The 12,133-nt window shown below is 58.8% G+C and carries 16 protein-coding genes; 13 read left to right on the top strand and 3 right to left on the bottom strand.

Going from position 1 to position 12,133, the window contains the following annotated elements; all coding sequences use genetic code 11:
- Positions 1-2 precede the first annotated feature (2 nt).
- The 3 genes from AWB66_RS31290 to AWB66_RS31280 form a co-directional block, all read right to left on the bottom strand.
- Complete coding sequence (locus tag AWB66_RS31290; RefSeq protein ID WP_087633878.1) at positions 3-299, bottom strand: DUF7673 family protein; 297 nt, start codon at positions 297-299, stop codon at positions 3-5.
- Between the two features lie 65 nt (positions 300-364).
- Entirely contained in the window at positions 365-685 is a 321-nt protein-coding gene (locus tag AWB66_RS33355) for a conjugal transfer protein (RefSeq protein ID WP_125469863.1), read from the bottom strand.
- A 419-nt stretch (positions 686-1,104) separates the two neighbouring features.
- Positions 1,105-1,380, bottom strand: a complete 276-nt coding sequence (locus tag AWB66_RS31280) for an H-NS histone family protein (protein ID WP_125469862.1) — start codon at positions 1,378-1,380, stop codon at positions 1,105-1,107.
- A gap of 30 nt (positions 1,381-1,410) precedes the next feature.
- Here AWB66_RS31280 and AWB66_RS31275 point away from each other — a divergent pair, with 30 nt between their 5' ends.
- From AWB66_RS31275 to AWB66_RS31225, 13 genes are all read left to right on the top strand, one after another.
- Positions 1,411-2,136, top strand: coding sequence for a lytic transglycosylase domain-containing protein (locus tag AWB66_RS31275; RefSeq protein ID WP_159462985.1), 726 nt, complete (start codon positions 1,411-1,413; stop codon positions 2,134-2,136).
- A gap of 3 nt (positions 2,137-2,139) precedes the next feature.
- A complete protein-coding gene (korA, locus tag AWB66_RS33885; protein WP_159462984.1) occupies positions 2,140-2,427 on the top strand; it encodes a KorA family transcriptional regulator in 288 nt (95 codons plus the stop codon).
- A complete protein-coding gene (locus AWB66_RS31270; protein WP_159462983.1) occupies positions 2,427-2,780 on the top strand; it encodes a TrbC/VirB2 family protein in 354 nt (117 codons plus the stop codon). Before korA ends, AWB66_RS31270 begins: the two co-directional genes overlap by 1 nt.
- A 53-nt stretch (positions 2,781-2,833) precedes the next feature.
- A complete protein-coding gene (locus tag AWB66_RS31265) occupies positions 2,834-3,145 on the top strand; it encodes a VirB3 family type IV secretion system protein (protein WP_087633873.1) in 312 nt (103 codons plus the stop codon).
- Positions 3,145-5,754, top strand: coding sequence for a VirB4 family type IV secretion/conjugal transfer ATPase (locus AWB66_RS31260; protein ID WP_087633872.1), 2,610 nt, complete (start codon positions 3,145-3,147; stop codon positions 5,752-5,754). The genes AWB66_RS31265 and AWB66_RS31260 overlap by 1 nt, the downstream gene beginning before the upstream one ends.
- Positions 5,755-5,768: 14 nt before the next feature.
- Positions 5,769-6,485: a TrbJ/VirB5 family protein gene (locus tag AWB66_RS31255; protein WP_159462982.1), complete on the top strand. Its 717-nt coding sequence runs from the start codon at positions 5,769-5,771 to the stop codon at positions 6,483-6,485.
- 24 nt (positions 6,486-6,509) lie between these two features.
- On the top strand, positions 6,510-6,728 hold the full coding sequence (locus AWB66_RS31250) for an EexN family lipoprotein (protein ID WP_087633870.1): 219 nt from the start codon (positions 6,510-6,512) through the stop codon (positions 6,726-6,728).
- Between the two features lie 11 nt (positions 6,729-6,739).
- A complete protein-coding gene (locus tag AWB66_RS31245) occupies positions 6,740-7,795 on the top strand; it encodes a TrbL/VirB6 family protein (protein WP_087633869.1) in 1,056 nt (351 codons plus the stop codon).
- 78 nt (positions 7,796-7,873) lie between these two features.
- Positions 7,874-8,077: a hypothetical protein gene (locus AWB66_RS35225; protein ID WP_407642352.1), complete on the top strand. Its 204-nt coding sequence runs from the start codon at positions 7,874-7,876 to the stop codon at positions 8,075-8,077.
- Positions 8,077-8,820, top strand: coding sequence for a VirB8 family type IV secretion system protein (locus AWB66_RS31240; protein WP_087633868.1), 744 nt, complete (start codon positions 8,077-8,079; stop codon positions 8,818-8,820). The genes AWB66_RS35225 and AWB66_RS31240 overlap by 1 nt, the downstream gene beginning before the upstream one ends.
- Before the next feature lie 2 nt (positions 8,821-8,822).
- Complete coding sequence (locus tag AWB66_RS31235; RefSeq protein WP_200819121.1) at positions 8,823-9,728, top strand: TrbG/VirB9 family P-type conjugative transfer protein; 906 nt, start codon at positions 8,823-8,825, stop codon at positions 9,726-9,728.
- Positions 9,725-10,897 carry a type IV secretion system protein VirB10 gene (gene virB10 / locus AWB66_RS31230; RefSeq protein ID WP_087633867.1) on the top strand — a complete coding sequence of 391 codons (1,173 nt, stop codon included), beginning with the start codon at positions 9,725-9,727 and terminating at the stop codon, positions 10,895-10,897. Before AWB66_RS31235 ends, virB10 begins: the two co-directional genes overlap by 4 nt.
- Positions 10,884-11,903, top strand: a complete 1,020-nt coding sequence (locus AWB66_RS31225; protein WP_087633866.1) for an ATPase, T2SS/T4P/T4SS family — start codon at positions 10,884-10,886, stop codon at positions 11,901-11,903. Before virB10 ends, AWB66_RS31225 begins: the two co-directional genes overlap by 14 nt.
- Positions 11,904-12,133: the final 230 nt, after the last annotated feature.

The following is a 12,133-nucleotide window of genomic DNA, read 5'->3' as shown; positions in this document are numbered from 1 at the left end:
GATCACTGTGTCATCAGACCGGGGCGCCAATCGCGCACGACTGCTTCGAATTGCGATCCATAGCCCAGCGCGTCGGGGAAATTGCCCGCTCGCACGGCAAAAGCGAAAACGATGACAACATCGGCGGCGATGTTGGCGCCAAGTGCCCAAGTGGTAGCAATATCGAAGCCGCCGCAATCTGCGGCGTTCCACCAAGCGAGTAGAAAATCAGCAACACGCCGACTTTGACCGCTGTCGCCTCGCGCGTGGAGGAGCAATCGTTCGAGCGCCGCTTTCTCTTCGTCCGTCATTTGGAACATATCTGCACCTTGACCTCTTTCACCCCTAAATAGAGAAAACGTTTATCAGATCTCTGCCATCGCGATCATAAAGTCGCGTTCCCGAATTTGGAAATAATCGAATCGATGTCGGATGGGTTGCCGGCGGCGCCCGGACATAAATTCAGATAATCCTTTCGCGCCTTGGGCGTCGCGGTCAGGTCGATATGGCCATGGCGGGTTTTCACAATCGAGAGAAAGTCGCTGATGCCTTGGGCGCAACCATCTTGAACACTTCCATTGCCCGCTACGCCGCCTTGAACCTTGCCCATCATGCAAATTAGCGATTGGCACGGATCTGCAAGGACGGGAGAAGATACTGAAAAAGTCACTGATGCAGCAATAATTGCAAGCGAGTAGCGCTTCATCTCAACTCCCGGCCGATTTGTCCCTGTGAATCGTAAGACAAATTATTAGACTCTTACAGACCCCCAGTGCTAGTATTAATCCGAGGATTGCACCGACTGCAATGATGCAAAGGCGCGAATCCCGCCAGTGGTTCATCCCTTCCATCACCAAAATGAGAAGAAGTCCGATGATGCCGAGCTTGAAGACGACTCTCGCTGGCCGAGCGAGAAAGAGCAGCATGGACAGCAGGACGTCCACCAAGCCAATCCCTAATGCGCGCAGTAGGGCCAGCGCGACATTCTTTATTGCACGCACCAAGCGTCGACAGACGGGCGTTTGTTGCGGGGCGCCTGTGTCCTGAGTCACCGACGGTGAGGGTGGTGACTTTCGCCGATGTCCGGCTACAAGGGGCACGACCTTTCCCATTGCTCGACCTCCGTTATCCGATTTCGAAATCTGAAAGCTGCGCGCCTTGGTCCAGATAGACCCTTAACCAGTCGGGCCGCTTGCCGCGACCGCTCCAGGTGTTGAACGGATTGGCCGGATCGCGATAGCGAGGTTCTCCCTTCGGGGCCTTTTCGGCCTGCGTGACGAACCGAACCGGATCCAGCGTCTGCACCGCTCTTTTTGCTTCTTTAGGTTTCTTTGTGCTGCGCGTTGACACCGCTCGTTTTTTGTCTATCATAGGTATTGATGTTTGAAAATGCAATTTCAAGGATCAATTATGCTTAGGGTCCTGACTAGCTTGATCCTCGTTGCCTTGTCTTCGGCGAGCGCACCAACGGTCGCGGCGGCCGCGATCCCCGCCGAGATTATCGCTGTCGCCGGCGAGTGTTATCCGAACGTGAGTCCAGTGACGATGGGCTCTATCGTGGCCCATGAATCGGCCAACCGGCAGTTCGCAATCAACGTCAACGGCAATTATCGCCTGCCTCGTCAGCCTGCCAATGCGGACGAAGCGGCGGCAACGATCGATTGGCTGCAAGCGAAAGGAATGAACTTCGATGTGGGCTACGGGCAGGTGAATTCAGCGAACTTTGCCGCACTGGGACTCACTGGGCGGCAGCTGCTTGATCCGTGCAGTAATCTGCGGGCCGCGGCGACCGTGCTGACCGGCTGCTACGCCCGAGCGGTAAAGAATCACGGGGAAGGGCAAAAAGCCCTGTTACACGCTCTTTCCTGCTACAACACGGGTTCGCAAGAGCGCGGCTTCTCAAACGGCTATGTGCAGGCCGTTGCCGCGCAGGCGCGAGTTCTACAGATCCCCGCCCTGTCGAGTGACGCGAGCGCGGTGAGTGGAGCGCTACCCGTGTCTGCCGCTGCCCACGCCGTCGTTGACGGCAGCGACAAAACAGGCGGCAAACGGCCGATCCGAGCCGTGGCCGCCAAAATTGACAAGGGCGACGAAAGTCAAGGCGCGTTCGCTCACGACGATCCTGGCGCATTCGGCACGGAGAAGCCGGAGCCATGACGCATGCAAATTTATTTGATCCCCCAGCGACAGCTGGAGGACGAAGCTAAGCGCGGTCGCCTGCAGGCCGTATCGATTCAACGCGTCGACATCAAGCAGTGGTTTCCGCTCTTTGAAGTCGGTGACGACAGCGCAAACGTTGTCGTGTGCTCGGTCCGCGTGCAGGCCAAGGAAGCAGTGCGCTACTGGGCTGATTTGAGACTGCTGGTCGAATGGCTTCGCGAGAAGTGCGGAGTCGAGAGCTGTTCATTGTTGCTGTCCGATTGGAACCCCAAACCCGGAGAACCCTGATGAACGTAGTCGCAACCCTCGCTAGTCGCAAAATCGCCCGCGCGCTCGCAATGCCCATCGCCCTGTCCCCATCCGCCGATCGCACTCTGCAGCTGGCTCGGGCTTTTGCCCTGACCTTCTTCGCCTCCTCAACCGCCTATGCAGCCGGTACCGACACCGGCTCGTCGGCCATGTCGTCCTTGCAGGCCTGGATGATGGAGTGGATTCCAATCGGTGCTGCGCTGCTCATTATTGCGTGCGCCATCGGATGGATCGCGCACCTGGTCCGCGCGGATTTCGCTGTCCGCTGCGTCGTGGGCCTGATCGTCGTCGGCTCGGCCTCATACATCGTCGGTCTGTTCGGCATCGCCTAGGTGGCAGTCGCGGAAAAGGTCAGTGATCAACGATTCCTTGAGGAGTGCGACCCATGAAAGCAGGAGAGTTTCCGCTATTTAAAGGCGCGACGCGTTTGCCTACGTATGCAGGCATACCGCGTACTCCATTTCTGCTCATGTTCATGGTGTGCGGAGCGTTGTTCATGGTGATTCACTTCTGGACATTCCTGCTTTTTGCCTTGCTGTGGTTTGTCTGCTTTTGCATCACGAAACATGACGATCGCATGTTCCGAATCATTGGCCTTACCTTCAGCACGAAAGTGGTGAATCTCATCGATTCCCCTTTCACCAAGCGATGGGGCGGTTCGAGCCATTCCACGGTGGACTACCGGGTGAAGAGATAATGGCTGTATCCGTCCGCCGAGCGAAGGCCGAGACCTCCTATCGAAAGGAACCTACGGCGGTCAAGTTTTTGCCGTACTCCTACCACGTTACCGACCACATCGTCAGCACCGTAGCGAATGAGTATCTGATGACCTTTCGGGTCCGGGGCCGCTGGCATGAATGCGCGTCCGATTGGGAGCACATCAACTGGCGCCGCGACTTGAACCAGCTGTTCAAGACGGTGGGCAACGAGCACGTGAAATTTTGGGTGCATCTGCACCATCATCAGACCGACCGCTACCCGCAAAGTGAGTTCGCAACGACCTTCGCTCGCGAACTAGATCGCAAGTACCGCAAACGCTTCGAAGATCTGCCGTTGATGACCAACGATTGGTATTTGACCGTCGTCTACAACCCGGTTGGCGACTTCACGCAGAAATTCCTTGCGCGATTCGATCGTCCGTCCCGCGATGATCTGCTCGAGATACAGGCAGAAGCAATCGCAAGCCTCGAAGATATTGCATCGCAAATGACCGGCTCGATGCGCGCCTACGGCATCGAAACGCTCGGTGTGTACTACCGCGACGAGCGCGGCAACTCTATCAGCCCAACCGGGGTCGAGGAACCCGGCGATGAACCGGACCCGGACGACATTTTGGCCGAAGCGAACGCCGGCGCCGCGAACGGTGCGCCGAGCTTGCGAGTCGCGCCACCGCCTACTCGCCAGTTCGCGTTTTCAAGCACGCTGGAATTTCTGAGCTTCCTTGCTAACGATGAGTGGCAACCGGTGCCTGTCACGCGAGATCGTGCGCGCGAAGGCATGTTGTACAACCGTACCGTCAGTTCGCTTTTCGGCGATGTGATGCAGAGTCGCCGCATCGACTCGGACAAGTACATCGCGGGCGTCGAAGTGGTGGACTATCCGGAAACGACCGAACCCGGCCAGCTGAACATTCTGATGGAAGCGGATTTTGAGTTCGTGCTGTCGCAGCAGTACTGCTGTATGTCAAGCATGGCCGCGAGCGTCTTCCTGTCCAACCAGGAAAAGGCGATGCTCGAAACGCAGGACAAAAGCCGGTCGCAGATTGCACAAATGGCTGAGGCGGCCGATGACGTGGTTTCCCGTCGCGTGACCATGGGCCTGTACTACGGGTGCGTGCACGTCACCGCCGACACGCCGAAGGAAGCACAACGCCGTGCGCGAGCGGCGCGTGTGATGTTGAATGCGTGCTCGGTGGTCGCAGGATCAGTCGGACTCGCGTCGGACGCCGCATGGTGGTCGCGTCTGCCTGGAAATCACGCGCTCGCACCGCGTCCCGTGCCGATCAACAGCATGAATTTTCTGTCGTTCGCGCCGTTTCATAACTTCATGGTTGGCAAGCCGGACGGCAACCCGTGGGGGCCAGCGGTCGCACTGCTCAAGACGGTCACCGGCACGCCGTTGTTCTTCAACTGGCACTCATCGCCGATCAGTGACGACTCGGTCAGCAAGCGCCCGCCCGGTCACACCATCCTGCTCGGTAAGACAGGCGCGGGCAAGACGACGTTGCTCACCGCCTTGCTCTCGTTTTCGACCAAGTTCGTACCTCGTCAGTTCATCTATGACGTGGGGCTCGGCATGTATCCGCTGGTCACTGCGCTCGGCGGCTTGTACACGGTGTTGCGCGACGGCGAGCCGACCGGCTGGCAACCCGCGCAACTCGCGCCGACGAAGGCGAATATCCGCATGGTGAAGCGCCTGGTGCGAATCTGCGCCGAAACGACGCTCGACGGCCCCATCACGCATGACGAAGTCAAGCAGATCAGTGATGCGGTTGAGGCGGTCATGGGCGAGGAATCGCTTTTTAAGCAGATTGAGACGCGGACCTTCACGGCGATCGTGCAAAACATCCCGCGCCCGTATCAGGTAGGCGCGGGCGAGCGTCCGTCACTCGCATCGCTGCTGGAGCCGTGGTGCCGGGGTGGGGAGCAGGGTTGGCTGTTCGACAACGATTCCGACGAACTGGATCTGGGCCAGCGCGACGTGTTCGGTTTCGATCTGACGGACTTCATCGTGGGTCCAGGACAAAAAGCCCCGATCGCACGCACGCCGCTGCTGATGTACCTGCTCTATCGCGTGCGTTCATCGATCGACGGCAAGCGGCGCGTCATTCAGACGTTTGACGAGTTCGCTCAATACCTTGACGACCCGACCATCACGCTCGAAGTAAAGCGTGGCCTGAAGACCGATCGGAAGAAGGACTGCATCTATGTTTTCGCGACGCAGGAGGCCAACGATGCGCTCGACAGCACGATTGGCAAGACGATCGTGCAGGCTTGCGTCACCAAGGTGATGCTCTACAACCCTGAAGCCACGCCTGCCGACTACCTCGACTACCTCAAGCTCACGCAGGCCGAGTTGGACGCCATGCTGTCCATTCCAGAGGACAGCCGCCAGTTTGTGGTCAAGCAGGGCAACCAGTCGGCTGTGGCCGTGATGGACCTCGCGGGCATGGACGACGAGATTTCGATTCTTTCTGGCACGCCCGACAACGCCGAGCGGCTGGACAAGGTGATGCAGCGTCTTCAGACCGATGATCCGGATAAGTGGATGCCTGCCTACTTCGATGCGGTTCGCCGCAAGGCCTAATGGGGAGGCAAACCATGAAGAAGTCACGCTTTGCCGTCGCTCTTACATTCGCCGCGGGTCTCGCGCCGCTCGTGAGTCATGCCCAGGTCGTGGTCACCGACCCGCTCGGACAAGTGCAGTGGGTCCAGCAGGTGGCTACGTTGAGCCAACAACTCACGACCCTGAAAAGTGAACTGCAGACGCAAGAAGCCCAGTATCGGGCTCTCACCGGCAACACGGGCCTCGGCAGCTTGCTCCCTAGCGACGCATCGATGCTGCGGACCAACCTGCCGTCGAACTGGTCGCAAGTCTATGGCGATGCGCTGAACGGCGGCAACTCCGGCTACAACGCCCGCACAACGCAAATCGTCAACGCCATCAAATCGAAGATCGACGGCATGGGGCGAGGCGACGCGCTCGACTACGCCAACAGCCAGATTGAAGCGAAGGGCGCGACCGATCGGGCGATGGGCGAGCAGGCATACAACAATGAAATGGCCGAGCTGAACAACATTCAGTCGCTGACTAGCCAGATCGACGCGACGAGCACCCCCAAAGAGATTGCGGATCTACAGGCGCGTATCTCAACGGCGCGCGGTGCCATCGAAGCCGAACAGACCAAGCTGAACCTCATGGCGTCGTTACAGCAGTCGCAGGACAAGATTCTCCAGCATCAGCAGGTCGAGGCGGCCCGCCGCTACGGCATCGGCACGGCCGCCGATGGCAACACGGCCCCCAATCTCACGCCCTAACTCACACCATCGGACTCAACACTCATGAAAAAAGCAGCCTTGATGCTCCTATCTCTTTCGATCTTGTCCGCATGCGGCAAGGATGCGGACCATCCGCCACAGACCAAGGATTGGTACATGAAGCACGACCCGGAGCGCCATGCGCGGGTGTCTGAATGCAAGAACGACGCCGCGCAAAAGGTGACGTCTGACTGCCAGAACGCCTTGGATGCACAAGCGCAGATTACAGCTTTCGGGAAATAGGAGCCCCCGTCATGGCTACCTACAATGCAACGTCGCAGATCTTCACGTACATGGATACGGTTGTGTCTCAGTTCGTCGCGACCAATCTGTCAAATGTTGTCAGCTTTGCTGCGCCGATGATTGCGCTGGGCTTGACGATGGCATTAATGATCGAAGGGCTGTTTCTCATGGGTCGGCCGAATGGCGAGCCTTTAAGCTCGCTCGTCAATCGGTTCGTGCGATACGCGATCATCATCGGCATCGCGAGCGCGGGTGGGTGGTATCAGACGAAGCTCGCCAACACGGCGATGCACATGCCCGACAAACTGGCCTCGGTTTTTGTCGTCAACGGCCAGTCGGGCGCGAACTCGCAAAGGATGATTTCCAACTCGATCGATCAGGCCATGGACAACGGGCTGAATGTCGCGAGAAAAGCCTTTGAGGGAGCGGGTGTTATGAGCGGCCCGAATTTGGCCAATTTGATTCTCGGCGTCACAGTCCTGTTCGTCACAGCGATCATGTGCGGCATCGGCGCTGGCTTGATTTTGATGTCGAAGGTCATGCTCGGCGTCACGGTTTGCTTCGGCCCGATCTTCATCTTCTTGTTGCTATTCGAAAGCACGAAGGCACTGTTCACCAAGTGGATAGGGTCGGTCATCAACTATGGGTTGGTCACAGTGCTGTTCTCCGCCGTGTTCGGTTTGTTGTTGTACTTCTTCAAGGCCGCTGTCAGCGCAGCAGCGGCGGACAATCCGGACGCGCCGATCATGGTTTCCATCGTTACTTGCGTTCTTGTACTCGTCATTACATGGTTCGTGCTGAAGGAAATCCCGCACATAGCTTCGTCCTGGGGGCAGGGCGTGTCAGCCGATATCTTCCGGCATATGAGGCAAAACCGAGATGGAGGCGGCAGCACCGGTGGTGGTGGCCGAAGCGGCATTAGCGGCGGCAGTGCTGGTCAGTCAGGAGCCGCCGATTCGCGCGGCGCGACTAGTCCGGCAGGGTCAGCCGCCAACGCCACATCGGCCGGACAGGGTAGCACCGCTCCTACGAACGGTCTGGCCCGAGGCTCGCGCCGATCCGGCTAGCCTAGGAACGCAAACTTCGCCTACTTTTGTCGAGTGTGGCTTAAGCAGTACTAAGTTGATATCTGAGTTGAGGGAGCCATGAACATGACATTTCGCATCCCAACGGCTTTTTGTGCGGTGCTCGCGCTTGCAGGATGCGCAAGCAGGCCAAACCCTCCGCCGGAGCCGGACATGAGTCACCTGGTTCCGATCAACTCGACCATGCCGAGCGAGCTTGTTGGCAAAGCTGTTCTTCCGGTAAAAACGCCTGCCCAGCAATGGAAGGCCGGGGATGCGAGGTGATGAAAGCCGATCACCAAAACATTGCGCAAGCTGAGCGCAAAGCCGTCACACGGGCGGAAATGGACGCCTACCGAGAGGAACGTGGCAGCGCCGAAGTGGATCTTCTCGACGAGCTCTTATTGTCGCGAAGGCGCGCGTGGCAAATTGCGGGCGGCTTCGCAATATTTGCGCTGCTCGCGTGGGTCGTCGCTGGGGGCACGATCCTGCGCTACGCGCAACCACTGCCGCAATACCTGCTCACGCTCAACCAATCCACCGGCGAACTATCGCAGGTGTCGATCGTCACGCAGGACATGGGTATGGATGAAGCGACGGACCAATACTGGGTATCGCAGTTCGTCATCCACCGCGAAGCCTATGACTTCTACGCGGGACAGACCGATTATGACTTTGTGCGGCTGACAGCAGCGGGACAGGTTGCCGACGATTACTTGCAGCAGTATCGCGGGGCAAAGCCGAAAGACAAAGTGCTTGGCGACTCGGAGAACACCTCGGTTCACATCAACTCAGTCATTGTCGATACCAAGCATCGCGTCGCGACGGTCCGCTATACGACGACCAAGCGCGATCGAGACCGTCCCGCAGCCGACCCGCCGCAATACTGGATCGCGACGCTCGCCTACGACTACGTGCGTCGTCCAATGACGGCCGCCGAGCGGTTCATCAATCCGGCCGGCTTCCAAGTTACCAGTTTCAGGCCGAACCCGGAAAGTCCGGCGAACGTGGGCAAGGTAGGGGGCTGACCATGAACCGCTCCAGATGGATTGGACTTTGCGGACTTGTCGCGCTTGCGGCCGCTGTGGTGTTCGCGTCCTCGCCGGCAATAGCCGTGTCGCCGAAGAAGAATTCGCCCTACGACTATCGCATCAAGTCGGTGGTGTATAACCCGCTCGATACGGTAGAGCTGAATGCCGTGCTCGGCATCCAGATTCATGTCACCGTCGGCAAGAATGAGAAGTATGTCACGCATGCTTTCGGCGACACCAAGGCGTGGCAATTCACGCATAGCGGCAACAACTTTTTCATTCGTCCGACCGCCGATCTGAGCGATACGAACCTCACGATCGTGACCGACAAGCACACGTACAACATCCTGCTTCATTTCATCGGACACTACACAAAGCAGGGGCCAGACGGTCAGCCCGTGCGGGCCTTCATCAATAGTCCATGGTCGATGAAACAGGCAACGATTGAGCTGAATTACCAGTACCCGAGCGAAGAAGCAGCGAAGGCCAAGGCCTCGGTCTCGAAAGCGCGGCTACGGGAGGCGATGGGGCGGACGGACCCGAACGCAACTTTCAACATCGATTATCAAATGTCGGCCGATCCAGCGTCGGCGTCTATCGCACCGGTCAACGTGTGGGATGACTTCCGCTTTACCTATCTCAAGTTCGCGGCGAACGCCGAACTGCCGGAGATTTTTGTCATCAGTTCAGACGGCAAGGAAAGTACGGTCAACACCCACGTCGAAGGGGCGGACCGCAACATCATCGTCGCCGAAACGACGGCCAAGGAATGGCGCGTGCGCTATGGCCAAAAGAAAGTTATCGGCATCATCAATGGCGCGTTTGATCCGTCGCGCGGTGCGACGCCGAGCGGCACCGTTGTCCCGGGCTTCATGCGGGTCATGAAAAGCGAGGATGAGCAATGACCAGGCGCGAACAGAACATTGACGAGCTGGTTGACGAGAACCGCTTAATCGACGACGGACGGGACATATTCGACCGCGTTGTCGCGCCCCGAACCAGGGTTCAAGGTATGCGTGCGTTCGTCGCGCTGATGGTTATTATTGGACTCGGCCTCATCGGCTGGATCATGTATCAGAAGCTGCACCCGCCAGCAGCCCCCGGCGTTCGGGCTAAGCAGCAGATGCCGAACATGCTTCCCAAGTATGACTTCTCGACGGACCCCAGCGGTGCGGCGTCGCCCCCGACGTCCGCGAGTCCGGTTGCTGCGGCAGCGGTGCCGGTGCAACCGCAACAGCCCATTCGCGCGCAAGCCGGAGGAAAGCGGGAGCTGACGCCAGAAGAAAAGGCGTATCAACGTCGGCTGGACGCCGACAGTTCGATCGTGCAAGGCGCGCCGCAGGGCGCGGCCGGCGCAGTTCAGCGCGTGGCGAGGCCGGGCGAGGAGGGAGGATCGGCGCCATCCAGTGCTGACAGCGCGGCGCTTGCGTCACGTATGAACGGCGTTGGCATCGCTCGCGTCATGGCCAGTACGTTCAAGCATCCGAGCCTGACGGTGCCCGCTGGCACGATGATTCAGTGCGGCACAGCGACCGAACTCGATACCACCGTGCCCGGCCAGATCAAATGCCATGTGAGCCAAGACGTCTACTCGTTCGATCACAAGGTCCGGCTGGTCGACAAGGGTGCGACTGTCGTCGGCGAGGCGAGCGGCGGCATCAAGAGCGGACAGGCCCGCGTATTCGCGCTGTGGACCCGCCTCGTCAATCCTGACGGGGTGACGATCAACCTCAACAGCCCCGGCACGAACTCGCTCGGGAGCGCCGGAATTCCCGGCCAGGTCGATTCCCACTTTTGGGAGCGGTTCGGTCCCGCAATCCTGATTTCGATCATTTCGGATTTCGGCGACGCGAGTGTTCAATACGCGGCGAACAAGGCGAGCAATGGCGGAACGAACATCAATTTCGACAACACGTCGCAAACGTCGGATTCGCTCGCACGCGAGGCCCTTGCCGCCACGATCAATATTCCGCCGACGCTGTACGACCAACAGGGCGACCACGTCGCCATTTTTGTGCGCCAAGACCTTGATTTCAGCAACGTCTATGAGCTGAACGCCGATGCCACTCCATAAAGTCCAGTCCTTCATTGCCTCGGACCATGCGGTCAATATGACGTTGGCGCCGTTGCTCCGCTACCTCGAAGATCCGGCTGTGTTCGAAGTTCGCGTCAACAGGTTCGGTCAGGTCGTGTCCGCCCGAACTGACGGACGCGAGCTGCATGACGAACCCTCCATCACGCCCGCCTACGTCAACAATTTGACGAACACGCTCCTGTCCTACAACGGCTTGGGACCGTCGCCGGTCATGGACGTGAAGTTGCCGAACGGCACGCGTGGCGTGATTGTGCGCCCTCCGGCCGTGCTCGAAGGAACGGTGCTTATCTGCTTCCGAAAGCATTTGCAGGTAAGCAAGGGGCTGGAACAACTCCGCCACGAAGGGCGCTTCGTGAATGCGAAGCGCCGCACGATTGACGACATGCTCAAGCTCGATCCGGTGGAAGAGCGGTTGCTTGGCTTGCTCGATAGCGGCGATGTAGTCGGGTTTATGCGGGAAGCGGTCCGCGGCAAGAAAAACATCTGCGTGTCCGGTAAAACAGGATCGGGCAAATCGACGCTCACGCGCACGCTGCTCGCCGAAGTGCCGCCGACTGAGCGCGTACTGTTGATGGAGGACGTACACGAGGTCGACGCCGACAACCAGTACGAAGTGGGCTACATGATGTACGGCAAGCAGGAGGGCCGTGTATCGGCGAAAGAATGCCTGACGGCGGCAATGAGATTGTCCCCCGACCGTATTTTCCTCACTGAGCTGCGCGACGATGCGGCATGGGACTACCTGACGGGCGCGAATACGGGGCATCCGGGCGGTATCTTTTCCACCCACGCGGACAATGCGGCAACGACTTTCGCCCGGATCGCGACCCTTGTCAAAGCCTCCGAAGTCGGCCGTACTGTGGACTACGACGTGATCTTGAAAACGGTCATCACGACGGTCGACATTGTTCTCTACATGGCCGACCGCGAAGTGAAGGAAATTTACTATGACCCGGCGCATCGGCGTCGCCAGCTCGTGGGCTAATGCGCCTGCTGTATTTTGCGCGCCGGTTTCGGCCACGCCGCGCACAAGTCAAGCTCGCAAAAGGCAGCTATGGTCAACTTTCCACTGCGCTATCCGGCTGTATTCGTGGCTTCGCCGGTTATCAGGTAGACGTCGCCGCATAGACTGAAATCGGCCATGAACCGACATTCGTCCGACGCGCCGCTCGGACGCTCAGAAGGCGCTTCCGCCCCTTAAGCGGCCGCGCGATT

Origin of the sequence: Caballeronia telluris (assembly GCF_001544495.1) — a bacterium.
Classification (GTDB): domain Bacteria; phylum Pseudomonadota; class Gammaproteobacteria; order Burkholderiales; family Burkholderiaceae; genus Caballeronia; species Caballeronia telluris.
This window is presented reverse-complemented; position numbering and strand designations above follow the sequence as displayed.